The organism is Lentzea kristufekii (assembly GCF_033949925.1).
Taxonomy (GTDB): domain Bacteria; phylum Actinomycetota; class Actinomycetes; order Mycobacteriales; family Pseudonocardiaceae; genus Lentzea; species Lentzea kristufekii.
Genome location: NZ_JAXAVV010000007.1, coordinates 118,563 through 141,420, shown reverse-complemented (window position 1 = coordinate 141,420; position 22,858 = coordinate 118,563). Strand labels below are relative to the sequence as shown.

Sequence of the window (22,858 nt, the reverse complement as noted above, 5' to 3'; positions counted from 1 at the left end):
GATCATCCGAAGGTGAAGGAGAAGGCCTGGACGCCGGGGCTGACGGTCGCGGTGAGCGAGCCGCCCTGGATCGTCGGTGTGGCGACGAGCTGGTAGGAGTTCGGAGTGCCGTCGACCTGGATGGTCTTGGTCTGTCCGTTGTCCTGGATCGTGACGGTTCCCTTGCCGGACAGAACCATCCGGACTTCCTTGGCGCGGTAGTTGAGCTTGATCTGCCCGGACTCGCCAGTAGGAGTGATGGATTGGGTGTCCAGCTTCCAGGCACCCGCGAGTGCGAAGCTGTCGGTGCCTTGGTTGTCGGGGAACTGGAACGACTTCTCGCCGCTGGTGTAAGTCTCGGTACCGGCGAAGTTCACGCGCTTGGTCGAGCCGAGGTAGGTCTCGCGAGTGATGTCACCTACGACCGGGGTGTCATCGGCCAGCTCGGTGGCGGCCGGCAACTGCACACCAGGCTTGGCGTCGTTGAGAAGTTGTCGAATCAGCTTCTCGGTGACCTTGTAGTCGCCTTCGCCGAACTTGATGTGCCGCACCGTGCCCTGAGCGTCGATGAGGTAGTGCGCGGGCCAGTAGCGGTTGCGGTAGTTGGTCCAGGTGTCCAGGGTGTTGTCCAGGGCGACCGGGTACGTGATGCCGAAGTTCTTCGCGGCGGACGCGACGTTGTCCGCTTCCTTCTCGAAGGCGTACTCGGGGGAGTGGATGCCGATGACCTGGAGGCCTGCGTCGCGGTAGGCCTTGTCCCACGCGGTGATGTGCGGGATCGAGCGCTGGCAGTTGATGCAGGAGTAGGCCCAGAAGTCGAGCATGACGACCTTGCCGCGCAACGACTTCAGGTCCAGCGCCTGGCCGTCGGGGGTGTTGAGCCACTGCTTGATCCCGGTGATGTCCGGTGCGGTGCCGCAGCTTTCCAGCTCAGGCGCGCCGTCGGAGCACTTGTCGAGGTCCTTGTTCTGGTCGTTGACCAGCCCGCCGAGGTTGAGCGCTCTGCGCACCTGCTCGGAGTTGTTCACCTTGTCCTGCAACGAGCTGGTGTAGTCGGGGATTACGCGCTGCAGCAGCTGCGGCAGGTTGAACACCAGGCCGAACGCGAGTGCGATCATCACGACGCCTGCGGTGATGCGGATGCCGCGCTGACGTTTGCGGAAGGACTGCACGCGTTCGGCGACCCGGCGGCCGGCGAGCGCGAAGATCAGCAGCGGAATGGCGGCGCCGACGGCGAACGTGAGTGTGAGAACGACCGTCTCGGTGCCGATCCTGCCGGTCGAGCCGGCGACGGTGATCGCGGCCAGCACGGGGCCCGCGCAGGGCACGTAGACCGCGCCGAGGGCCAGGCCGAGGGTGAACCCGCCGCGGCTCGCGTCCGGATTGCGTTGCGGGATCCAGGTGAACGGCTTTTCCAGCAGCTGTTCGAAGCGCGGCACGATCAGGCCGATGCCGATCAGCGCGAGAACGACGATGCCGGCCCAGCGCAGGACGTCCTGCGGCAGGTTCAGCACCGTCAGCAGCAGTGACCCGAACAGGGTGACCAGGCTGAAGCTGACGACGAGTCCGGCGATGACGAGGAAGGGCCGGGTACGGGACGCCGGCTTGGCCGCCAGCGCCACCCCTGTGCCCGACGTCGTCGTCCGGGCGCTCTGCGTGCCGCCGGAGAAGAAGATGACGGGGAGGACGGGCAGGATGCACGGCGAGATACCGGTGACCAGGCCGCCGATCAGACCGATCAGTGCGAGGGTCAACATGTGGGGCCCTACTTGGATTGGCGGAAGCGTGTGATGCCGGTGATTCGCGGCTGATCGCGTTCCAGATTGCTCCTCTGGGACATGCGCTTGGCGCATGGGTCGACTTCGACCGTCGTTTGTGGATTGTCGTTCGCGTCGGAGAGTCTGCGCTGATCACGCGTGATTCAAGGAGCGCTTGGTAACGAGTGGATAACCACACCCATCCGGTCCTCCTGGGGTGGCGAATCACGAGTAGCAAGTCCCCGAACACGCCTTGGAGAAGTTCCAGTCATGAACAAGACCGTCCGCAACACCGTTCTGGCCATCGGCGCCGCCTCGCTCGCCCTGTTCGGAGCTGCGTGCGGCTCGGGTGACATGGCGAGCAGCAGTTCCAGCACCGCGCCCACCTCGGCGACCTCGACCACCCAGCCCTCGGCTGCGATGGCCGACCCGGCCAAGGACCTCGTCGGCCCCGGCTGTGCCGACTACGCGAAGCAGGTTCCGTCCGGCGCCGGTTCGGTTTCGGGCATGGCCGCTGACCCGGTCGCCGTCGCCGCGAGCAACAACCCGTTGCTGACCACGCTCGTGAGCGCGGTGTCCGGGAAGCTGAACCCGAAGGTGAACCTGGTCTCGACGCTCAACGGTGCCGAGTTCACGGTGTTCGCGCCGGTCGACTCAGCGTTCGCGAAGATCGATGCCGCGACGATCGAGAAGCTCAAGACCGACGACGCGCTGCTGACCAAGATTCTCACGTACCACGTCGTCCCCGGCCAGATCACGCCTGACAAGATCGCCGGTGACCAGAAGACCGTGCAGACCGGCACCGTGAAGGTGAGCGGTTCGGGCAACGCGATCAAGGTCAACGACGCCAACGTGATCTGCGGTGGCGTGAAGACCGCCAACGCCACCGTCTACCTCATCGACTCGGTGCTGCTGCCCGCCTGACATCTCCAGGGAAAGCAGTACCGCGACTCCGGGAACCGCGCTGTGTAGGCGGTTCCCGGAGTTCTCATGTCTGCCGGTTGCGTCTCAGTGTTGCATGTGGATGATTACGGTGCCGTTGTGCCGAAGATCGCGTGGTTCTCGGGTTCCGGCACCGCGATGATGACGCGATCGGAGATGTCGACCGCTATCTCGCCAAGTGCGCACTATCTTGCCCGTCCCCACAACTGTCGTTGCGCGGTTGGTCGATTCCTCGGCTACGGAGAGAAAGTCGATGTCCGGCACGGCAACCGCGCGTCCGGCTGCGACGCCAACACCGAGTTCGCCGCAGCGTCCAGTGTTGCCGTATGCGATGGCGAGCACGCGATCGTGTCACGACCAGGGAATCGGCGTGCTGTCGAACCAGATCGCCTGCCAGGTCAGGCAAGAGTGATGGTGAGGACGGGGGAGCCAGTCGGGCTCGGTGATCCGCCGACGGGCTCGCCGGTGAGAATGGCTTCGCCGATCCCTTGGATCCCGCTCACGAGCAGCGAAGCCACTTTGCTCGCCGGACGTACTGTTCCCGCTGATCGCGGGCCGTGGTCGTCCATCAGTCACAGCTGGTAGACGCGATCACGCGGCAACGCGCTCAGGTCGTCTGCCAGGAAGAGCATCTCGTCGCGGCTGTACGACATCACGGCGGTACCCGCCTGATCTCGTGCGGTGAGGAGCCGCAGATCCGGCGCCGAGAGCAGATCACCGACGTGAGTACGCGCAGACACGGCCATCGGGGTGAACGTCGAGGCGGTCAGCGCGCTGTGCGCACCGGCCACTGCCGCAGTGACCACACAGGCAGCGGAGATGAGGACCGTGGCGCGCCGGAAACCTTGACGCCGTGAGAAAACCGTCACGTTCTCCAAGGTCGGTGGCACCTGCCGCACGTGCCGGACCGCGTCCAGCACCCGTGACCGCAGAGCGTGCGGATACACGTGGTCGACGGCGTTGCCGAGCCAGGCTGCGGTCTTCCTCAGCCCGGTCATTTCGTCCGTACAGCCCCGGCATCTGCCCAGGTGTGCTTCGAACTCGGCTCGCTCGGCGTCGGGGAGAGCGCCGAGTGCGTGGGCACCGGTCAGCAGGTGCGGGTTGATCGCACGCGTCAGGCCCGGTTTCACACTTGTACTTCGAAGCCGGTCGATGGGCGGATTGCCTCACGCCGCGGCACGCCAACTGACGATACGGCTGCCGGTCGCATCATGGTGTGGCCCGCCGAGGAAGGCCTGAGCCCGAGGTGGTGTGCCATGGGGTGGGCGTGACAACGATGGGCGGGTGGCCCGTCAGTGGCCCACCCGCCCATCCGGTCAGTCCTTGTGGAGGGCAGCTTTGACCTTGTCGGTGGCGGCGCCGAGTGCGTCCTTGACGTCCTCGACGACGTCCTTGACCGCGGCCTTGGCCTGGTCGGCGATGCCTTCCCCGCGCAGTTCGTCGTCGCCGGTCACTTCGCCTGCGGTTTCCTTTACCTTGCCGCTGAGGTCCTCGGCCTTGTTGCTGATCTTGTCGCTGAGCGACATCGTGGTTCCTCCCGTATCTGGTCGCCGGCTGGACTGCTGATTCATGGAACATCGGATTCGGGTCGTGGGCACGGGATTCACCGCAGGTTCACCCTGGTCTGCGGTCAGAATTCCGGCTGATCCCGGTGAGGTGACGCAGCGCAATCATCAGGCAGGTCTGACCGCCACTATTGAGCCGCACTCGGGTCAACGCAGGTAGCAGTCGTGTATCCGTGGCTTCGTGCGCAATACGTGAGTTTCTTTTGGAAACGCCGTGCTGTTTTCGTCGGGTTCACTCGATCGGCTGGGGTCGGCGTCGTAGTCGAGCGGGATCGCGGTTCTGGTGGTGGTCTCGATAGGGGTGTGCGTCGCGCACCGAGATTGCCCGAATCGTTTCTTGGAGGGACGGCAATGTCCGAGTCAACTGTGACCGCCTCGAAGTCCAGCGGGTACAGCGCACCGGCTCAGAGGTCGGGGAGCGGCAAGGCGGATCTGGTCACCAGTCACGGCACGACGTCGATCGCCGATGGTGTGGTGCAGAAGATCGCGGGTCTCTCGGCGCGGGAGGTGCCAGGTGTGCACGGGCTCGGCGGCGGAGCGGCGCGGGCGTTCTCGGCGATCCGGGAACGGATCCCCGGTGCGACCGCGTCGGCGGGCCAGGGCGTGTCGGTCGAGGTCGGCGAGAAGCAGGCGGCGGTGGATCTCCAGATCGTCGTCGAGTACGGGGTGGCGATCACCGACGTGGCGCAGGCCATTCGCCGCAACGTCATCGGCGCTGTGGAACGGATGACCGGCCTGGAGGTGGTGGAGGTCAACATCGACGTGCAGGACCTGCACATCCCGTCCGACGACGAGGACGAGCCCACCGACAACGGCCGGGTCAAGTGAGCTCGGATCCCGACGCAGCACGGATCGCCGCCGCTGTGCGGGCTCTGCCCGAGGTGGTGGGCCTGCACGGCGGGCGGTTCGGTGAGGTGGCGACGTTCACGCCGCCGCACCGGACTGTCGGGGTTCGGGTGCGCGAAGACGAAGTGACGGTCGGCGTGGTGGTCGGCTACCCGTTCACCGCCGGTCGCATCGCGCAGGCGGTTCGCGGCGCTGTCGGCGGTGCCGGCGCGGCGGGTGTGCCGGTGCACGTGGTGATCGGTGACCTGGTCGAGCCGGGGCTGCCGCACGGCGAGTACACGGGTGGTGCGCTGCGGGAGTCGCCCGTAGCGGGTGATTTCGCGGAGGTGACGTCATGAGCAGGACGCAGATGGGCTTGCTGATAGGTGTGCTGCTGGGGCTGGCGGCCGCCCTGGGCGGGTTCGGGGCGTTCGCCGCGACCGTCGTCTTCGGAGCGACAGGTCTGCTGGTGGGTCGTTACCTGGACGGCAAGCTCGACCTGTCCCAGTTCGTCGGCCGCGATCGGGGCTGACGATCGTGACCGCGACGATCCCCGCTCCGCTCAAGGCGATGCCGCAGCGCGACAGTGGACCCCGAGCAGTCGCCGATGCCTCCGAACGCGGTGCGCTGCGGATCTCGGAGGAGGTCGTGGCGCGCCTCGCCGGCCACGCGGTCCTCGAGGTCGAGGGTGCCGGTGGTGCAGTCGGCCAGGTGCTGGGAGTCAGCCTCGGCGGAAAACCTCGGGCCCAGGACGCGAAAGTCTCCGCGCACGTCGCAGGCGACACCGCGACGTTGACTGTGCGGCTGTCGCTGACCTACCCGGCGCCGGTCGCCCGCACCGTGCAACGCGTGCGCGAGCACGTGGTCCGCCGGGTGGGCGAGCTGACCGGGCTATCGGTCACCCGCGTCGACATCACCGTGACCGCATTGCACAACGCCACCGCAACCCGACGCAGGAGAGTCGAGTGAAACGACGTCCCAGCCGAGCCATCCCGGCCACGGTCACCGCGCTGATCCTGCTCGCGGCAGCGGTGGTGGTCGCGGTCGTGGCGATCCAGATGCTCCTTCACGAACCAGCATGGGTGAACTACGGCGCGGTCGCCGGCTACCTGCACGGACTCCGATGGACCGACACAGCCGTGGCCGTTGCTGGTGGTGCCGTCGCCGTGCTGGGCCTGCTGCTGGCGATCGCGGCCGTGGTACCCGGCGCGCCGACAGTGCTGCCGATGAAGGGCACGCCGAACTCCGGTGCGTCCAGCCGCGGCCTGCGCTCCACGTTGCGTGCCGCCGCCTCCACCGTGGACGGTGTCAGCGGCGCGGCCGTCGCCCTGCGCGGACGACGGGTGAAGGTCCGCGTGAACACGGGCCGCACCCGCCCCGAAGGACTGTCAGACGCGGTCCGTGCCGCGGTCGCACACCGCCTTGGCCAAATCGCTCCCGTCGCCCGGCCTGTCGTGTCGGTGCGGGTTCACTCATCAAGGAAAGCGCTGTGACCGGCCCCCGCCGCCCTGCGCGGCTCAACCGCACATTGCTGGCCACGATCGGTATTGCACTGCTCGCAGTGGGCGGGTTCACGCTCGCCACGCACTTCCGAGTTCTGCACCTCGTCGACCCCGGCGCACCTGTCGTGCCCGGTGTCGATCCGCCTCCGACGTGGGCGCTGTACGCCACAGCCGCCACGGCGATCCTGCTCGGCCTGCTGGCGCTGCGCTGGCTGCTCGCACAAGCCGTTCGCGGCCCCCGATCACCTACCTGGCGTGAAGACACCGGCCTCGGCCACACGGAACTCTCCGCAAGCACGGCCATCGCGCCGCTCGCCGAAGAGCTACGCACCTACCCCGGAGTACACGACGCCCGCGCCACGCTCACCGGACCGCGCGACGCCCCGGAACTCGCACTGATCATCGTGATCGAGCAGGACGCGGATCCCGCCGACGTCCGCCACCAGCTGGAGGACGAGGGCTTGCCCCGACTACGTCAGGCACTCGAACTGGACACGGTCCCCACTGACATCGAGTTCCGCTTCGCCACCGCCACGACACGCAGCCTCCGCTGACCACACCAGCCTCCGCAGCCGATCAGTCAATGAGGTTTCCCCGACAGCTCGGCGACTGTCAAACATGATCTGGCAGGACTTCACGAGAGTCGTCGGTGACGGCACCGAAAAGTACCCGACGAGCTGAGACTTGAGCGGTCCGGCCGTACCAGAACTCGGACCCGGCTAGGACGGTCAGGTCGGAGACGAAGCTTGAGCGCGGCCCTTCCGCGGCGGCGTCGCGCAAGCAGGTCGAGCTCCGCAGTCACAACGGGCCGTGACGGCGTTGGGGTTCAGCCTGTATGGCCAACGACTCGCCACCGGCAGCACCTACGGCCTGGTCCAGGCGACGGGGGAGTACCTCGACCACGTGCGGAGCAGTTCTCATCGGCCGTAATGTTTCGCGCGCGGCTCGCGACACTGCGGTATGGCTGTGTCCCGGAATCGCGTCCTCGCAGTCGGCACCGGCTTGACCGTGGTGATCGGTGGCGTGGCCGCGGCGCTGATCAACGAGCTGCACAACGGGTGGGTGTGGTGGGTGGCCGCCGCGGCGGCCGTGCTGGTCTGGGCGGTCATCGCCGGGGTGCTGGTCCACGCGTCCGGTCAACCCGCACCAGTCCTCCAAAGCGTCGGCCCAGTGATCACTGCGGGCGAATTCCATGGCGCCGTGACGACGAACATGACGATCTGCGGTGCACTTCCCGCCCTATCTGATGGCGTGAGTGACGGTGACGGGGTCGTGTGGAACATTCCCGCACCCGTGCGCACGCTCAGCGGACGCGACGACGAACTGGCGGTCGTCGCAGATCTCCTGCAGACAACGGACACCAGGTCGGCTGTGGCACTGCACGGCATGCCAGGGGTCGGCAAGACCCAGCTCGCGTTCGCATGTGCCGACGGCGTTCGCGAGGACACCCGGATTGGCTGGCTGGTCCCGTCGGCGACGCGTCTGGTCGCGACCGCCGCGCTCGCCGAACTGGCCAGCCTTCTCGGGGTGGGTGACCAGGACCAGGAGACCGCTGCCCGCCGTGTGGTGATTGAGCTGCGCGGGCGGGAGAAGTGGTTGCTGCTGTTCGACAACGTGAGCCTTCGCGCAGATATCGCGGACCTGGTGCCGGACGGCTCCGGGCGAGTGCTGATCACGTCGGTGGAACCGGACTGGGGCACGGTGGCCGAGGGCGTGCCGGTCGAGCCGCTCACCGAGGACCACGGCATCGCGTTCCTCGTCACCAGGTCCGGCGATGACGACCGAGAGGCGGCGACGGACCTGACCCGCCGCCTGGGAGGGCTTCCGCTCGCGCTGGAACAGGTCGGTGCCTACTGCCGGCAGACGGTGAGCAGTCTCGCGCACTACCGGGAGCTGTTCGACTCCAACAGGACCAGGCTGCTGCAGCAGGGTATTCCCGAGAACTACCGGTTGCCGGTGGTCGTCACGCTGCGGCTGTCCATCCGCCGGGCGGAACAGCGCAGCGTCGCCGCCGTTCAACTGCTGAGGTTGCTCGCGTTCCTCCACCCCGTGGGCGATCCTCGTGACATCGTCGCGGACATACGAGGCACACCGCTGCGCCTGCGGATGGCGATTGTCGACCCCATGCGGTTCAACGTAGTCGTCAACGTCTTGGTGTCACTGTCCCTGTTGACCCGGGACGAGGAAACCGACCGGGATCTCAGGAGCCTGGCCGTGCACGAGCACGTGCAGGCGACCCCCCGTGCCCCCGAACGGCACACCGCGCAGGATGTCGCGCTTGATCGAGTCGGGGGTGTCGAGGTGGTTGAACAGCACCCGGTTCGTCGCGGGATCGTCCTCCTGGAGCATCCACAGCAGCACCGAGCGGGGCGGCCGCAACCGATCCAGCCACTGCACCGCGTGCTCGACGGCGAGCTCCTCCGGCTCGCCGATGCCGAGCCGCCGCCGCACCGCGGCCGCGTCGTCCTGGTCGATCAGCGAGAGCAGGAAATGCACTCCCGGATGGCCGTTCCCCCTGTTCACAGCGGGAGTATCGCAGACGGCGCAGTGTGGTCGCGCCGGATTTCCGCCGGGCCTACCGCCGCACGTCCGAGCAGCGTTGGACCACCCGGTCGTGCTCGGCGGCGAGCGTCTCGTCGGATGGCCGGTCGCCGTAGGGTTCCAGCGGGTCCCGGACGTCGGCGAGCAGGCGGTAGCGAACGAGTCTCGTGGCCGCTTCGAGCCACGGCTTGATCTGACCGGGCTTGCCCGGCGAGAACAGGCCGAGCGCGATGTCGAACCACCAGGGGAGGACGAGATCTCGGGCGACCGCGTCCTCGATGCGCTCGCGGATCGTCGCGCACGCGGCCTCATCCGCCTTCGCCGACTGGTCCAGGGCCATCTTCTCGGATCGCCGGGCGCGCACTGCTTCGTCGTGCCGACGGCGTGCGAGCACCACTTTCTCGACCGGGCGCGGGCCGCTGGCGCGGAACGCGAACCACGTCTGTTTCTCCTTCCGCCACGCCCGTTCCGCGGCCGGGGGGAGTTCGGACAGCGCCTTGACGGCCAGGATCGCGGCGTCCCGTGACCTGTCCCAGCGCGTGACATCGTCCTGTGCCTGTTCCAGCTTCGTCTGCAACTGCTGGACCTTCGCTTCGGACTCGGGTGCGGCAGCCAGTCGCGCGCGGATCAACTGGACCATCTCGGGAGTGATGTCCGGTTGCCAGGTGTGGAAGTCCGCTCGGGGCAGCCCGCCGCTCAAGCGCACCTTGCGATCCAGAGCGGTGACGTCCAGGCGCAGGTTCGAGATCTCCGCGGCCTGCCTGTCGAGTCGCTTGTCCGCTTTGCCGAGGTTCGTCTCGACCTTGTTGACCTTGTCCAGCACCGATTGGACCGAGTGCCGGCCGACCTTGTCCTCCAGGTCGCGGAGTCGCCTGCGGATCTCGTCGGCGGTGTCCGATCTGTCGCTCAGAGCCGTCTCGAGCGAGTCGAGACGCCGGTGGTGGTCGTCGGTCGTCTCCGTCAGGTTGTGGATCGGGTCGTTCCTCACTTCAGGCACCTCCATGCCCACCAACCGATTCCGGCCAGCACGGCCAACGCCGACCACCCGCTCAGCAGTGGCGCGGACAGGGCGCCGAGCACAGCGGCGATTCCCGCCCAGCTGCGGGCACTCGGTTCCTCATCGCCGCGCACGGCGGGGTTGATCAGGAGTGCGGTGCCGACGGCAAGAGCCAGCAGAGCAGGCGCCAGGTTCCACGCGCTGAACCACAGGACGAGCACCACGACCGCGGCCACCGCGGCCGCCGCGCCGAGGACGCGGTTGGGGAGTAGGAGCCTGTTCGCATTGATGTCGCGCCGTGCCTTGAGGAGCGCCTCCACGGCGTCGTGCAACTCGTCGGAGATCTTGGCCCACTGCGGGTCGTCCGGAGCCGTCGCGGTGAAGGCGTCGAGCCGTGTCCGAAGCGATTGCCGCCTGACCGCGAGCAGGGAGTTGGGGTCATCCGCCATGGCAGAACATGGTCAGGGCCGGTGCGGTGCCGATCCAGGCCTACCGCGCGGAATAGGCCGCTTGCCGACGGACATCACCCTTACAGCCGTTCCGCGGCAGCGAAAACGTGTCCACTTCCAGGCCAGAAGTGACATCAGTCAGTCCATTGAGGACTTTGGTGCGGCTTCTCCGCGGGCGTGCCGAGTGCTCGGTCACGGGTGCACGGTATCGGCCGCCCTCAGCGCGGCGGCAGGTAGTAGAACCGCCGCCGGCTCAGCAGCAGCGAGTCGTCGGACAGCGTGAAGAAGTCGGCGAAATCGAATTCGTGCGGTTCGTGACGCGGCGCGGTACCCGGTGGGGAGTAATGGCCGACGGCCACCACGCAATACCCGTCGCCGATCACCTTGAACAGTTCGTGCGTGCCTCGGGTGGTGCGGGCGAGGCGCAGCGCCGCCGCGCGGCCGTGGCACGCCGGCGCGTCGGGTGCCCGCACCTGCATGTCCTCGTGCAGCAGCGACGCGTAGGCGTCCAGGTCTCCCTCGTCCTGGTACAGATAGGACAAGCGGACGTGGTCGACGCCCGCGGCCAGGGTCGCCGCGCTGGGGGGCGTGCGTCGGCCGTCTCCCGTCATGGCGAACTCCTCCTGGCCGCTCAGAATGCAATGCCCAGAGTTTCATCTGCCGATAACCCAGGCCTATCACGGCGCTTTCCCGGCGCTCATCGCGGTGCGAATGCTCCCGGATGACGGGATGATCGAGCATCCGCCGGATATACAAGTACATCCCGTGTTGCATACATTGAAGAAAGTCGGTCGCTGGGGGAACACAGGGAGGGGCGGCGGACGTGAGTGCGGTGCTGCGCAGGTCTGGGGATTCGGTGTTCCGGATCCTCGGGCCGATCGAGATCGAGGGGCCCGCAGGGCCGGTGTGGGTGACACCCGGCCGCCAGCAGGTCGTGCTCGCGCTCCTGCTGATGGAGGCCAACCAGGTCGTCAGCACAGATCAGATCGTGGACACGCTGTGGAACCAGCTTCCCCCGGACACCGCGCGCACCCAGGTGCAGATCTGCGTGTCACGGCTGCGCAAGAAGCTGGCCGACGCGGGCGTCGACCTGCCGATCGTCACGCGGATGCCCGGATACCAGTTGCTGCTGGGCGGCAACACGCTCGACTCGCACGTCTTCGCCGGCAAGCTCGCCGAGGCCGGGGTCCTGGTGAAGGAAGGCCGTGCGGCGGAGGCGGCGAGCCTGCTGCGGTCGGCCGTGGCGCTGTGGCGGGGCCCTTGTCTGAGCGGACTGCCGAACCCGGCGTTGCGCGCTCGCGCGTTGCGGTTGGACGAGGACCTGCTGACCGCGACGGAGGACTACCTCGAACTGGAGCTCGAACTCGGCCGCCACCACCAGATCGTCGGTGAGGTCACCCGTCTCGTCCACGAACACCCGATGCGCGAACGGTTGCGTGCCGTGCTGATGCTCGCGCTGCACCGCGCGGGCAGGCCCGGCGAGGCGCTGGAGGCGTTCCGGACGGGCCGGCACCTGCTGGTCGAGGAACTGGGCCTGGAGCCGGGGGAACGGTTGCGGCTGCTGGAGTCCGCGATCCTCGCCGGGGACACCATCGGCGGCCGGGCCGAGCCGGGCCCGCCCGCTCCGCCGCCCGCACCGAGCTTCGAACGCCCGCGCCAGCTGCCCGCCGACACCGCCGACTTCATCGGCAACGAGGCCCTGATCCGCACCGCCGAGGCCGTGCTCGTCGGCGGTGACCGAAGAGCCGTGGGCGTGGTGGTGGTCATCGGCAGACCGGGCAGCGGCAAGACGACCGTCGCCGCCCACATCGGCCACCGCGTCGCCGACCGGTTCCCCGACGGGCAGCTGTACTGCGACCTGCGCGGCACCCGTGAGGAGCCGACCGCCGCGGCCGACGTGCTGGGCCGGTTCCTGCTGGCACTCGGCATTCCGGGCACGGTCATCCCGATGGGCCTGGACGAGCGCGTCGAGATGTACCGGACGTTGATGGCCGAACGGCGCACGCTCGTGGTGCTGGACGACGCGTCCGCCGAGAGCCAGGTGATCCCGCTGCTGCCCGGCAGCAACACGTGCGCCGTGCTGGTGACCAGCCGGTCGCGGCTCACCGGTGTGCCGGGTGCGCGTCAGGTCGAGGTCGAGGTGTTCGACGCGGCGCAGTCGCTCGACCTGCTGGGCCGGGTCATCGGCGCTGAACGGGTGGCGCGGGAACCCGAGGCCGCCGCGGCGCTCGTGCGGACCGTCGGCGGGTTGCCGCTGGCGCTGCGGATCATCGCGGCACGGCTGGCGGCGCGGCCGCACTGGTCGCTCGCGTCGATGGTGCACCGGCTGGCCAGCGAACGGCACCGGCTCGACGAGCTGGCGCACGGCGAGATGACCATCCGGGCGAGCCTTTCCCTGACGCACAACGGAATGGATCGGCGGTCGCGGACCCTGTTCGGCCTGCTCGGTCTCGCCGAGGGCCCGGAACTGCCCGGCTGGGTCGCGGGCGCGGTGCTCGACGACGACTCCCGGTACCCGTCGGATCTGCTGGAACCGTTGGTGGACGTGCAGATGCTGGACGTGACCACGGTCGAGCGCACCGGCGAGTTCCGCTACCGCTACCAGGACATCGTGCGGCTGTTCGCCCTCGAGAAGCTGAACGCGGAGGTGTCGCCGGACATGCGGCGGCGTGCGGTGGAACGTCTCCTCGGCGGCTGGCTGGCGCTGGCGGAGCAGGCCCACCGCGCCATCTACGGCGGCGACTACGCGGTGCTGCACGGCACCGCGCTGCGGTGGCTGCCGCCGTCCACGTACGTGCAGCAGGTGGCCGCCGATCCGCTGGAGTGGCTGGACGGCGAGCAGGCCAACCTGTGCGCGGCGATCAGCCAGGCCGCCGACGCCGGGTTCGACGAGGCCTGCTGGGACCTGGCCGTCACCGCCGCGACGCTGTTCGAGTCGCACGGCTACCTGGACGACTGGGAGAAGACGCACGAGAAAGCGCTGCAGGCCACCCGTGCCGCCGGGAACGCCCGCGGCACGGCGGCGGTGCTGAGCTCACTGGGCACGTTGCACATCAACCGCGGCCAGATCACCCGCGCGCACGAGGCGTTGACGACGGCACTGGCGACGTTCCAGGAGCTGGACGACCCGCGCGGTCTCGCGCTCTGCCGCCGCGACCTCGGGCTGCTCGCGCGCTGGGCGGGTGACGACGACGAGGCGCTCGTCCTCTACGCGGACGCGATGCGTGACCTGGACCGGGCGAAGGACCTCGTCGGCAGGGGCATCGTGCTGACCCACCAGACCGACATCCTGTGCCGGCGCGGCCGCACCGACGAGGCCACGGCACAGCTGCTGGAAGCGATCATGATCTTCGAGGGAGCGGGCTACCGCAACGGGATCCCGCACGCGCTGCGGCGGATCGGCCAGGTGCAGGTGCGGGCGGGCAAGCACCAGGACGCCCTCGTCACGTTCACGCGGGTGCTCGGCATGGTGCGCGAGAGCCGTGACGTTATCGGGGAAGGGCATCTGCTGCGCAACCTCGGTGAGGTGAACGCGAGGCTCGGTCAGGACCGCGAGGCGAAGGCGTACTTCGAGCTGGCACTGGCGGCGCGGGAACGGATCATGGACCTCGTCGGCGCCGCGGCGATCCGGGTGGACCTGGCGCCGGTGCTCGCTCGCCTCGGTGACTCGAACCGGGCGTCGGAGCTCGTGCTGCACGCGGTGCAGATCTTCGGCGACCGCGGGATGGAGCGGGAGCGGGTGGCGGCCGAGGAGGCGCTCACCGTTCTGACGGCAGGGCGTTAGTTCCGGAGTGAAGCTTTAGTTCCACGGGTTGCTGTCGGCGGGCGCACCGTTCCAGGGGTTGCTGTCGGCGGGCGCGCCGTTCCACGGGTTGCTGTCGTCCTGCACCGAGTTCCACGGGTTGCTCTCCGCCGCGACGTGCGCCGGGCCGGCCTGCACGTCCGTGCCCACGATCGCGGCGCCCAGACCGAACACGAGGGCGGCACCGGCGACGGCGGTGGCGATCCGGGTGAACGCGGCGTGCTCCATGAGATTCTCCAAGGTGTTCGGTGCGGGATTTCAGCGGCTATTTCCGGCTGATGTCCAAAACGCTATTGGGTGCGGTAATCCCGTCCCTATCCCGTCGGCAATCCCGGCGCTATCACGACCGGCAGTTTTGTCCGGCGTGCGATAGTGGGCGATGTAACCGCAGTTCAGAGCCATTCTGGCCGCGTCGAGCGGCGAGGTTCCGGGCGAATTATCCGAGTGGATTGCTCCGAGATGCCGCCGAGATAGCGCGATATCCGAGATTGGTGTCCGTCCAGCCACGGCAGCCCAGGAAAACCGTCTCGGAGGAATGATGTCCGCCAGCGATCATCGACCGACCGTCCCCGCCGGGATCCTCCGGTGACCGCGGTGCCCCAGGTGGACGACCCCGGCGTGACGGCCGAGGCCCCGCGCACCCTGTGGCGTGACCGCCGGGCGTTGGGCTGGGCGTTCGCCACCGGCGTCTCGGCGGTCGGCGACGAGATCTGGTACGTCGCCCTCGCGTTCACCGCCGCACAGCTCGGCAACGCCGGACTCGCCGGCCTGGTGCTGGCCTGCGCCACCATCCCGCGTGCTCTGCTGACGATCGTCGGTGGCGCGCTCACCGACCGCTTCGACGCCCGCCGCATGATGATCGGCGCCGACGTCGCCCGGATCGTCGTGCTCGCGGCGGCACTGATCGTGCTCGCCGCGACCGGGGTGTCCGCGGGCCTGCTCATGGTCGTGGGCCTGTTGTTCGGTGTGGCCGACGCGTTCTACGGACCCGCGTCCGGCGCGTTCCCCCGGCAGCTGGTGCGCAGGACCGAACTGGTCCGGTTGTCGGCGTTGCGCCAGCTGCTCGACCGGCTGGCCGGCGTGCTCGGCGCGCCGTTGGGCGGCCTCGTGCTCGTGGCGTGGGGACTGGGCGGCGCGATGCTGCTGGACCTCATCTCGTTCGCGGTGGTCCTCGTGGTGCTCGTCGCGGTCCGGCCGCGGTGGCCGCTGGCGCGGTCCACCGGCAGCACGGTCCGCGCCGACATCCGTGACGGGCTCAACTACCTGAGGCTGACGCCGAAGGTCCGCGACCTCGTGATCACGTTGTCCGGCCTCAACGTCTTCGTCAGCCCGGTGGTCGCGGTCGGGCTCGCACTGCACGCCGTGGGCAGCGGCTGGGGCGGGGTCGGCCTGGGCTGGCTGACCGCCGCGATGGGCGGCGGTGCGGCGATCGGCACCCTCATCGCCCTGAAGTGGCGCCCGGAACGACCGCTGCGCGCCGCCGTGCTGCTGCTGTTCGGCCAGGCCGCGTCACTCGGTCTCGTCGGCAACGCCGGTTACGCGGCGACGCTCGGCGGGATGGCCGTGGTCGGCGTCGTCGCGGGACTGGCCTCACCGATGTTGTCCGGTGCCTTCCAGGCGACCGTCGACGAGGAGTACATCGGCCGCGTCGGCTCGGTGCTCACGCTCACCGACGACGCGCTGACACCTCTGACCATGGTCGGTTTCGGCCTCCTCGCCCAGCTTCTGGGCCTCGGTACCGCCGCACTGCTGTTCGCCGGCGGCTTCATCGCGCTGCTCCTCTACGCCTTCTCCCGCCCACACGTGCGGGACCTGCGGATCCCGGACGAAAGGAACTCCTGATGACCACGCAGCTCAGCTCGCCCGCCACCAGCAATCCTGGCCACGGCGACGCTTTCACCGACCACATGGTCAGCCTCTCCTGGAACGCCGTCGACGGCTGGCACGACCGCCGCGTCGGCCCGCTGGAGCCGTTGCCGCTGCACCCGGCGACCATCGGCCTGCACTACGCCCAGGTGATCTTCGAGGGACTCAAGGCGCACCGCGGCCCCGACGGCTCGGTGTCGGTGTTCCGGCCCGACCGCAACGCGCTGCGGTTCCAGAGCTCCGCCCGCCGGCTGGCGATGCCGGAGCTGCCGGTCGAGGACTTCCTGTCCGCGATCGACGACCTGGTGCTGCTCGACGGCACCGGCCTGCCCGACGACCCGTCGATCAGCCTCTACCTGCGGCCGCTGATGTTCGCCACGGACCCGAACCTGATGCTGCGCCCGTCCGACGAGTACCGGTTCCTGCTGATGGCGTTCGTCGCCGGCGGTTTCTTCGGCGACAAGGCCCTCGAACCGGTCTCGGTGCTGATCAGCCGCGAGCACAGCCGCGCCGTCCTGGGCGGCACCGGCGACGTCAAGTGCGCGGCGAACTACGGCCCGTCGTTCGTCGCGCAGAACCTCGCCCGCCAGGCGGGGTGCCAGCAGGTCGTGTGGCTCGACGCCGCCGAGCACCGGTGGGTCGAGGAGATGGGCGGGATGAACCTGTTCTTCGTGCGCCGCACCGCTTCCGGCACCGAGGTCGTCACGCCCGGACTGACCGGCACGCTGCTGCCCGGCGTCACCCGCGAGTCGCTGCTCGTGCTGGCGGACCGGATCGGCCACACCGTCCGCGAGGAGCGGATCTCGGTGGACCAGTGGCGCGAGGAGTGCGCGGCGGGCCTGATCACGGAGGTCTTCGCCTGCGGCACGGCGGCCGTGGTGACCCCGGTCGGCACCGTGCGCGACCGCGACGGCGACTGGGTGATCGGCGACGGCACCGCCGGACCGGTGACCCGCGAGCTGCGCCAGGCGCTGATCGACACCCAGCGCGGCGTCCTGCCCGACCCCGGCGGCTGGCGGCGCGTGATCGTCCCCGCGTCCGGCCTCTGACAGTCCCGATCACGGAAAACCAAGGGTGGGGAAGAAAAACATGGAGCACGCAACGAGTGTCGTGGTCGAGCCCGCCGCCGACCGGCGTCCGCCGCCACTGGCCGAGCACCTGAACTCGGACGTCACCAGGGCCGCGATGCTGATCCAGCAGGAGGTGCTCGCCGCCGCCAGGGCGTTCCTGCGCGGTGAGGGTTTCGTCGAGTTGCTGCCGCCGGTGATCGGCCCGGTGACCGACCCCGGGGCACGCGGTTCCAAGCAGGTCGACGTCGACTACTACGGCCACAAGTACAAGGTCATGAGCAGCGGCATCCTCTACAAGCAGGCCTCGCTGCTGACGTTCGACAAGCTGTTCTACATCGCGCCCAACGTCCGCGCCGAACCGGTCGAGACCTGCAACACCCAGCGCCACCTCGCGGAGTTCCACCAGATCGACGTGGAGATCGCGAACGGCACCCGCGCCGAGGCGATGGGAGTGGCGGAACGGCTGCTGACCTATGTGGTGCGGCACGCGCTGACCGCTGTGCCCGAGCAGTTCGAGCTCCTCCGTCGTGACCCGCTGGCGTTCGCCTGGCTGCTGGCCGGACCGTTCGGCGTGCTCAGCCACCGCGAGGCGGTCGACGAGCTGCACCTGCTCGGCCACCCGCAGAGCCCGGACGCCGAGATCGCGTGGACCGGCGAGGAACTGTTGTCCCGGCAGAAGGATCGCCCGTTCTTCGTCACCGACTACCCGAAGGGCTCGCGCGGTTTCTACGACCGGGAGAGCACCACCGAACCGGGCCGGCTGCGCAACTTCGACCTCCTCGCGCCCGAGGGCTACGGCGAGCTGGTCAGCGGCAGCGAACGCGAGTCGGACTACGCCACGATCGTCACCCGGATGCGGGAGACCGGGGAGAACCCGGCGAAGTACCGCTGGTACCTCGACGTCATGCGCCAGGGCGTGCCGCGCAGTGCCGGGTTCGGCATGGGTCTGGAGCGGCTCACCCGGTTCCTCACCGGGCTGGACGCGGTGTGGCAGGTCAACGCGTACCCGAAGGTGCCAGGGGAGATGGCGCCGTGAGGGCGGGTGGGTTCCCCGAGGAGCAGGTGCGGGCGCGTGCCCGCACCGGTGCGGCGGAGGCGTTCCCGCCTGTCGAGTCCTACGGCCACGAGGTGTTCGGCCAGGGCTCTTCCGGTGCGGAGGTCGTGGCGGACGAGCTCGACGCGGCCAGGCTGGTGCCGCCGGTGTTCATGCCGCTGCGGCTGGAGAAGCTGATCGACCTCGGCCGCGAGCCGCTGCAGTCCGATGTGGACCTGACGACCGCGGTCGGCGGCTTCACCTCGGCACTGCCGGTGTTCCTGTCCGCGTTCGGTTCCACGCGGATCGGCAGCTCCGAGGTGTCGGTCGCGGCCAGCAGGCAGGCGGGCGCACTGGGCATCCCGATGGTGATCGGCGAGAACGTCGTGCCCGTCACCGGGTACCGGCGCGAACCGGCCGCCACCACGGGGATGCTCGCCAGGGTCCGCGCCTACCTCGACGAGGCGGGTCCGTCGCTCGGCGGAGTCGTGGTGCAGCAGAGCACCGAGGACGCGGACGCCGAGGTGTGGAACCTCGTCTACAGCGACCCCGCCGCGGAACCGTTGCTCGCCAGCGGAAGGCTGGGCTTCGAGCTCAAGGTGGGCCAGGGCGCGAAGCCCGGACTCGGCGGCCTGACGGTGCTCGACCGCGCCACGGCCGCGCGGGTGTCCGAGCAGTTCGCCATCGACGACCTGTGGTCCGGTCCCGGCGTGCTGCGCTCGGGCAGTCCGGGCACCTTCACCGACGAGATCCTGCGCCAGCAGATCCGGTTCATGCGCAACAACTTCCCGCGTGCCCGGATCTGGGTGAAGCTGCACCCCGGCCGGGACGTGGCCCAGGCCGCGGCGTGCGCGTGGGAGGCCGGCGCGGACGCGGTGACCGTGGACGGTGCCGAAGGCGGCACCGGGTGGGCGCCGCGCGCGTTCCTCGACCACGTCGGCCTGCCGCTGGCCGAGTGCCTGCGGCGGATCGGCACGCCGTCCGGCTGCCTGCTGGCCACCGGCCGCATGTGGGAGGGCGGGCGCGCGGTCAAGGCCCTCGCGCTCGGTGCCACCGCCGTCGGACTCGGCCGTGCCGCGCTCACCGCCGTGGACACCGATCCCGAGCACGGCCTGCGCAGGCTCGTCGAGTGCCTCGCCTTCGAGGTCCAGCTGCTCACCAGCGCACTGGGCAAGTACACGCCCGCCGCCCTGAGCGGCGAGGACGTCTGGTTCCCCGGCCGGTCCGGTGCCGCCGACCCCGCACCCCGTCATCGAGAAAGCCTGACCTGACTTGACTTCCTCTCCCTCGTGAACGACGGAGATTCCTACGGCTCGCGCTGCAGGACTTTCTGCTTCGTCGCCGACTGCCCGCCCGGAGGATTCCGTTGAGGTCTTACACCGGCTCCACAGACCGACACCGCCAGCCCGGCGGCCAGAATATTGCGTGCCGCGTTCACGTCCCGGTCATGGGTCGCACCACAGCCACAGGTCCACGTGCGCACACCCAGCGGCATCGCCGCTGCGAGCGCGCCGCAGACCGAGCACAGCTTGGACGACGGGAACCAGCGATCCACGACGATCACATCCCGCCCGTACCAGTCCGCCTTGTACTGCAGCAGTTGCCGGAACTGCCGCCAGCCCGCGTCACTGATCGCACGGGCCAGGCGCCGGTTGCCGACCATGTTCGACACGGACAAATCCTCGATCACGAGCGTTTGGGTTTCACGCACGAGCCGAGTAGTGATCTTGTGCAGGAAGTCCGTACGCCGATCAGCGATCCGAGCGTGGACACGGGCGACCTTGACGCGGGCCTTGACCCGATTGCTGCTGCCCTTCTGCTTACGGCACAACGCCCGCTGTGCCCTGGCCAGCGCCGTGCGGTCACGCCGCTCGTGCCGGGGATTGCCGACCTTCTCCCCGGTCGAGAGCACCAGCAGGTGATCGAGACCGACATCGATACCCACCACCGCATCGGTGGCGGGCAACGGCCGCACACCGGGGTCCTCGCACAGCAGAGACACGAACCAGCGCCCGGCCGAGTCCCGCGACACCGTCACCGTCGACGGCACCGCGCCCTCGGGCAGGGGCCGCGACCAGCGGATGTCCAGCGGCTCGGCCATCTTCGCCAGCGTCAACGCACCGTCACGCCAGCGGAATGCCGAACGCGTGTACTCAGCGCTGGCACGCGACTTCTTCCGCGACTTGAACCGCGGAAACTGCGCACGCTTGGCGAAGAAGTTTGTGAACCCGGCCTGCAGATGCCGCAACGCCTGCTGCAACGGCACCGCCGACACCTCGGCCAGAAACGCCAGCTCCCCAGTGCGCTTCCACACGGTCAACAACGCCGACGTGGCCTCGTAACCGACCCGCTCCCCACGCAGCGTCCACGCCTCCGCACGAGCCTGCAACGCCAAGTTGTAGACCTTGCGGACACACCCGAACGTACGCGACAACTCCAACGCCTGCGCCTCGCTCGGATAGAAGCGGTACCGAAAAGCCCGCTTCACCAGCACGTTCACCGTTCACAGATTACCAGGCCGCCGTGTGTCCCTGTGCGGCTGGGTTGTGGATGCCGTATCGCCTCGGCGGCGACACGGCTGTTCCCGCCCAGCTCCGCAGAGGTCCGAATCCTCCTCGTCCTGAACGACGAGGTCTCCTCGGAGGACTTCAGATGAACAACCTGGTCCTGCTGTCCGGAACCGCCTCGGACTCGCACACCTGGAACCTCGTCTACCTCCAGCTGCTGCTGGAGGAGGCAGGTCACCGCGTGATCAACCTCGGCGCGTGCGTTCCGCCCGTGCTGCTCGCCGACGAGTGCGAGGCCGAACAGCCCGACCTCGTCGTCCTCAGCACGGTCAACGGCCACGGCTACCAGGACGGGCCGCGCGCACTCGCCGAGGTGCGGAGCCGGCCCGGCCTCGCGGCCGTCCCGGTCGTCATCGGCGGCAAGCTCGGTACCGGTGGCCCGGAGCCCGCGCAGGCGGATGCCTTGCGGGCAGCGGGTTTCGCCGAGGTCTTCGACGACGACACGGCCATCACGCGGTTCCGGGAGTTCATCACCACGCACGCGTTGTGCCGCACGGCGGGCACGGCGCTATGACGGGCTTCGCGGACGCGGTCGCGAGGGCCGCGGCCGGGGGCAGACTGGTGGTGCAGCCCCGCATGGGCATGGCGTCTCCGCTGGAGATGCGGGCCGGGCTGCTGGCGGTGCGCGATGCCGACGCCAGCACGGTCGGCACCCTCACCGTCGACAGCTACACCAGGGTCGGCGACCACCGGGCGGCGCTGGCCGCGGTGCACGACGGCGCCCGGCTCAACGGCTACCCGATCGTCTCGCACCACCCGGAGACCACGCGGGCCGTGCTGGACGGGCTCACCGGGTTCCCCGTGCAGGTGCGGCACGGATCCGCCGATCCGCGCGCCATCTTCGGTGCGCTGGCCGCGGCGGGGCTGGACGCGACCGAGGGCGGTCCGGTGTCGTACTGCCTGCCCTACAGCCGGAAGCCGCTGCGCGACTCGGTCGAGCACTGGACCGAGGCGTGCGAGAACTTCTCCGGCCACCTGGAGACCTTCGGCGGATGCATGATGGGCCAGCTGTGCCCGCCGGGCCTGCTGGTCGCCCTCAGCGTCCTGGAAGCGGTGTTCTTCCGCTTCCACGGGGTCGAGAGCGTCTCGCTGAGCTACGCCCAGCAGACCAACGCGGACCAGGACGCCGAGGCGATCCGCGCCCTGCGCGTGCTCGCCGCCCGTTTCCTGTCCGATGTGGACTGGCACGTCGTGGTCTACGCGTACATGGGCGTGTTCCCGCGAACGCCGGCCGGAGCGCGGCTGCTGAACGACAACGCCGCCCGGCTGGCCGTCCGGGCGGGCGCCGAGCGGCTGATCGTCAAGACCGTGGCCGAGGCGCACCGCATCCCCACCGTCGACGAGAACGTCGACGCGCTGGAGAGCGCCGCCGAGGCCGCGGCGCAGGCCGCACCCGACGAGTCCTTAGTGGACACCGGGGTGCTGGCCGAGGCGACGGCGCTCGTCGAAGCGGTGCTCGAACTGCCGGGTGATCCCGGCACGGCGCTGCTCGCGGCGTTCCGGCGCGGCCTGCTCGACGTGCCGTACTGCCTGCACCCCGACAACGCGGGCCACGCCCGCAGTCACATCGACGACACCGGCCGGCTGCGGTGGTCGTCCGTCGGCGCCATGCCGATCCCGCGGTCCTCGGTGGACCGCTCCGGCCCGGCGCCGGACTCGGCGAGCCTGCTCGCCGCGCTGCACCGCGTCGCGCACCTGCACGACGCCCGAACCCGCTGAGGAGACGAGTCATGACCACCAACCCGTTCGAGGACGCCGACGGCGTGTACCTGGTTCTGGTCAACGAGGAGAACCAGCACTCGCTGTGGCCGCAGCGCATCCCCGTACCCGAGGGCTGGACCGAGACCTTCGGCCCGGACGGCCGCGACGCCTGCCTGGCGTACGTGGAGGAGCACTGGACGGACCTGCGGCCCGCCAGCCTCATCGCCTCGATGTCCTGACCTGACCTTCCTACCCGTCAAGG

The 22,858-nt window shown here is 69.2% G+C and carries 23 protein-coding genes; 16 read left to right on the top strand and 7 right to left on the bottom strand.

What is annotated here, in order from left to right; translation table 11 throughout:
- Positions 1-2: 2 nt before the first annotated feature.
- Positions 3-1,736: a cytochrome c biogenesis protein DipZ gene (locus SK571_RS16480; protein WP_319984961.1), complete on the bottom strand. Its 1,734-nt coding sequence runs from the start codon at positions 1,734-1,736 to the stop codon at positions 3-5.
- Between the two features lie 270 nt (positions 1,737-2,006).
- Here SK571_RS16480 and SK571_RS16475 point away from each other — a divergent pair, with 270 nt between their 5' ends.
- On the top strand, positions 2,007-2,660 hold the full coding sequence (locus tag SK571_RS16475; RefSeq protein WP_319984960.1) for a fasciclin domain-containing protein: 654 nt from the start codon (positions 2,007-2,009) through the stop codon (positions 2,658-2,660).
- A 590-nt stretch (positions 2,661-3,250) separates the two neighbouring features.
- Here SK571_RS16475 and SK571_RS16470 read toward each other — a convergent pair.
- Together SK571_RS16470 and SK571_RS16465 are read right to left on the bottom strand one after the other, a co-directional pair.
- Complete coding sequence (locus SK571_RS16470) at positions 3,251-3,808, bottom strand: anti-sigma factor (RefSeq protein WP_319984959.1); 558 nt, start codon at positions 3,806-3,808, stop codon at positions 3,251-3,253.
- Positions 3,809-3,994: 186 nt separating this feature from the next.
- A complete protein-coding gene (locus SK571_RS16465; RefSeq protein WP_319984958.1) occupies positions 3,995-4,204 on the bottom strand; it encodes a CsbD family protein in 210 nt (69 codons plus the stop codon).
- Positions 4,205-4,594: 390 nt separating this feature from the next.
- Between SK571_RS16465 and SK571_RS16460 the strand changes: the two genes are divergently transcribed.
- The 7 genes from SK571_RS16460 (at position 4,595) to SK571_RS16430 (ending at position 9,303) form a co-directional block, all read left to right on the top strand.
- On the top strand, positions 4,595-5,071 hold the full coding sequence (locus tag SK571_RS16460; RefSeq protein WP_319984957.1) for an Asp23/Gls24 family envelope stress response protein: 477 nt from the start codon (positions 4,595-4,597) through the stop codon (positions 5,069-5,071).
- A complete protein-coding gene (locus SK571_RS16455; protein ID WP_319984956.1) occupies positions 5,068-5,427 on the top strand; it encodes a hypothetical protein in 360 nt (119 codons plus the stop codon). The genes SK571_RS16460 and SK571_RS16455 overlap by 4 nt, the downstream gene beginning before the upstream one ends.
- A complete protein-coding gene (locus SK571_RS16450) occupies positions 5,424-5,600 on the top strand; it encodes a hypothetical protein (RefSeq protein WP_319984955.1) in 177 nt (58 codons plus the stop codon). The genes SK571_RS16455 and SK571_RS16450 overlap by 4 nt, the downstream gene beginning before the upstream one ends.
- Positions 5,601-5,605: 5 nt before the next feature.
- On the top strand, positions 5,606-6,037 hold the full coding sequence (locus SK571_RS16445; RefSeq protein WP_319984954.1) for an Asp23/Gls24 family envelope stress response protein: 432 nt from the start codon (positions 5,606-5,608) through the stop codon (positions 6,035-6,037).
- The gene (locus tag SK571_RS16440; protein WP_319984953.1) at positions 6,034-6,561 is read left to right on the top strand and encodes a DUF6286 domain-containing protein; all 528 of its coding nucleotides are present in this window, start codon (positions 6,034-6,036) and stop codon (positions 6,559-6,561) included. Before SK571_RS16445 ends, SK571_RS16440 begins: the two co-directional genes overlap by 4 nt.
- Positions 6,558-7,124: an Asp23/Gls24 family envelope stress response protein gene (locus SK571_RS16435; protein WP_319984952.1), complete on the top strand. Its 567-nt coding sequence runs from the start codon at positions 6,558-6,560 to the stop codon at positions 7,122-7,124. Before SK571_RS16440 ends, SK571_RS16435 begins: the two co-directional genes overlap by 4 nt.
- Positions 7,125-7,641: 517 nt before the next feature.
- Positions 7,642-9,303, top strand: coding sequence for an NB-ARC domain-containing protein (locus tag SK571_RS16430; protein WP_319984951.1), 1,662 nt, complete (start codon positions 7,642-7,644; stop codon positions 9,301-9,303).
- Positions 9,304-10,095: 792 nt separating this feature from the next.
- Here the strand turns inward: SK571_RS16430 and SK571_RS16425 are convergent.
- A complete protein-coding gene (locus SK571_RS16425; protein ID WP_319984950.1) occupies positions 10,096-10,557 on the bottom strand; it encodes a hypothetical protein in 462 nt (153 codons plus the stop codon).
- Positions 10,558-10,775: 218 nt separating this feature from the next.
- Entirely contained in the window at positions 10,776-11,168 is a 393-nt protein-coding gene (locus SK571_RS16420; RefSeq protein ID WP_319984949.1) for a nuclear transport factor 2 family protein, read from the bottom strand.
- A gap of 212 nt (positions 11,169-11,380) precedes the next feature.
- On the opposite strand from SK571_RS16420, the gene SK571_RS16415 reads away from it, so the two are divergent.
- Positions 11,381-14,341 (top strand): AfsR/SARP family transcriptional regulator, encoded by a 2,961-nt coding sequence (locus SK571_RS16415; RefSeq protein ID WP_319984948.1) that lies wholly within the window; start codon positions 11,381-11,383, stop codon positions 14,339-14,341.
- Between the two features lie 15 nt (positions 14,342-14,356).
- On the opposite strand, the gene SK571_RS16410 is transcribed toward SK571_RS16415, so the two are convergent.
- Positions 14,357-14,587: a hypothetical protein gene (locus SK571_RS16410; RefSeq protein ID WP_319984947.1), complete on the bottom strand. Its 231-nt coding sequence runs from the start codon at positions 14,585-14,587 to the stop codon at positions 14,357-14,359.
- A 357-nt stretch (positions 14,588-14,944) separates the two neighbouring features.
- Here SK571_RS16410 and SK571_RS16405 point away from each other — a divergent pair, with 357 nt between their 5' ends.
- The 4 genes from SK571_RS16405 to SK571_RS16390 are packed head-to-tail and all read left to right on the top strand — an operon-like array spanning position 14,945 to position 19,599.
- On the top strand, positions 14,945-16,201 hold the full coding sequence (locus tag SK571_RS16405; protein WP_319984946.1) for an MFS transporter: 1,257 nt from the start codon (positions 14,945-14,947) through the stop codon (positions 16,199-16,201).
- Positions 16,201-17,274, top strand: coding sequence for a branched-chain amino acid aminotransferase (locus tag SK571_RS16400; RefSeq protein ID WP_319984945.1), 1,074 nt, complete (start codon positions 16,201-16,203; stop codon positions 17,272-17,274). Before SK571_RS16405 ends, SK571_RS16400 begins: the two co-directional genes overlap by 1 nt.
- A 40-nt stretch (positions 17,275-17,314) precedes the next feature.
- Complete coding sequence (locus SK571_RS16395; protein ID WP_319984944.1) at positions 17,315-18,331, top strand: asparagine synthetase A; 1,017 nt, start codon at positions 17,315-17,317, stop codon at positions 18,329-18,331.
- Positions 18,328-19,599: a glutamate synthase-related protein gene (locus SK571_RS16390; RefSeq protein ID WP_319984943.1), complete on the top strand. Its 1,272-nt coding sequence runs from the start codon at positions 18,328-18,330 to the stop codon at positions 19,597-19,599. The genes SK571_RS16395 and SK571_RS16390 overlap by 4 nt, the downstream gene beginning before the upstream one ends.
- Before the next feature lie 35 nt (positions 19,600-19,634).
- On the opposite strand, the gene SK571_RS16385 is transcribed toward SK571_RS16390, so the two are convergent.
- Positions 19,635-20,828 (bottom strand): RNA-guided endonuclease InsQ/TnpB family protein, encoded by a 1,194-nt coding sequence (locus SK571_RS16385; RefSeq protein WP_319984942.1) that lies wholly within the window; start codon positions 20,826-20,828, stop codon positions 19,635-19,637.
- A gap of 152 nt (positions 20,829-20,980) precedes the next feature.
- Here SK571_RS16385 and SK571_RS16380 point away from each other — a divergent pair, with 152 nt between their 5' ends.
- Genes SK571_RS16380 through SK571_RS16370 form a run of 3 tightly spaced genes read left to right on the top strand, consistent with a single transcriptional unit; the run spans position 20,981 to position 22,835 of the window.
- Positions 20,981-21,409, top strand: coding sequence for a cobalamin B12-binding domain-containing protein (locus SK571_RS16380; protein WP_319984941.1), 429 nt, complete (start codon positions 20,981-20,983; stop codon positions 21,407-21,409).
- Complete coding sequence (locus SK571_RS16375; RefSeq protein WP_319984940.1) at positions 21,406-22,614, top strand: methylaspartate mutase; 1,209 nt, start codon at positions 21,406-21,408, stop codon at positions 22,612-22,614. The genes SK571_RS16380 and SK571_RS16375 overlap by 4 nt, the downstream gene beginning before the upstream one ends.
- Positions 22,615-22,625: 11 nt before the next feature.
- Complete coding sequence (locus tag SK571_RS16370) at positions 22,626-22,835, top strand: MbtH family protein (protein ID WP_319984939.1); 210 nt, start codon at positions 22,626-22,628, stop codon at positions 22,833-22,835.
- Positions 22,836-22,858: the final 23 nt, after the last annotated feature.

Excerpts from the sequence above, each read along its gene's own strand:
- SK571_RS16395 (WP_319984944.1), top strand. The coding sequence starts at position 17,315 with ATGGAGCACGCAACGAGTGTCGTGGTCGAGCCCGCCGCCGACCGGCGT.
- SK571_RS16400 (WP_319984945.1), top strand. The coding sequence starts at position 16,201 with ATGACCACGCAGCTCAGCTCGCCCGCCACCAGCAATCCTGGCCACGGC.
- SK571_RS16375 (WP_319984940.1), top strand. The coding sequence starts at position 21,406 with ATGACGGGCTTCGCGGACGCGGTCGCGAGGGCCGCGGCCGGGGGCAGA.
- SK571_RS16425 (WP_319984950.1), bottom strand. The coding sequence starts at position 10,557 with ATGGCGGATGACCCCAACTCCCTGCTCGCGGTCAGGCGGCAATCGCTT.
- SK571_RS16370 (WP_319984939.1), top strand. The coding sequence starts at position 22,626 with ATGACCACCAACCCGTTCGAGGACGCCGACGGCGTGTACCTGGTTCTG.
- SK571_RS16410 (WP_319984947.1), bottom strand. The coding sequence starts at position 14,587 with ATGGAGCACGCCGCGTTCACCCGGATCGCCACCGCCGTCGCCGGTGCC.
- SK571_RS16465 (WP_319984958.1), bottom strand. The coding sequence starts at position 4,204 with ATGTCGCTCAGCGACAAGATCAGCAACAAGGCCGAGGACCTCAGCGGC.
- SK571_RS16420 (WP_319984949.1), bottom strand. The coding sequence starts at position 11,168 with ATGACGGGAGACGGCCGACGCACGCCCCCCAGCGCGGCGACCCTGGCC.
- SK571_RS16450 (WP_319984955.1), top strand. The coding sequence starts at position 5,424 with ATGAGCAGGACGCAGATGGGCTTGCTGATAGGTGTGCTGCTGGGGCTG.
- SK571_RS16460 (WP_319984957.1), top strand. The coding sequence starts at position 4,595 with ATGTCCGAGTCAACTGTGACCGCCTCGAAGTCCAGCGGGTACAGCGCA.
- SK571_RS16380 (WP_319984941.1), top strand. The coding sequence starts at position 20,981 with ATGAACAACCTGGTCCTGCTGTCCGGAACCGCCTCGGACTCGCACACC.
- SK571_RS16480 (WP_319984961.1), bottom strand. The coding sequence starts at position 1,736 with ATGTTGACCCTCGCACTGATCGGTCTGATCGGCGGCCTGGTCACCGGT.
- SK571_RS16475 (WP_319984960.1), top strand. The coding sequence starts at position 2,007 with ATGAACAAGACCGTCCGCAACACCGTTCTGGCCATCGGCGCCGCCTCG.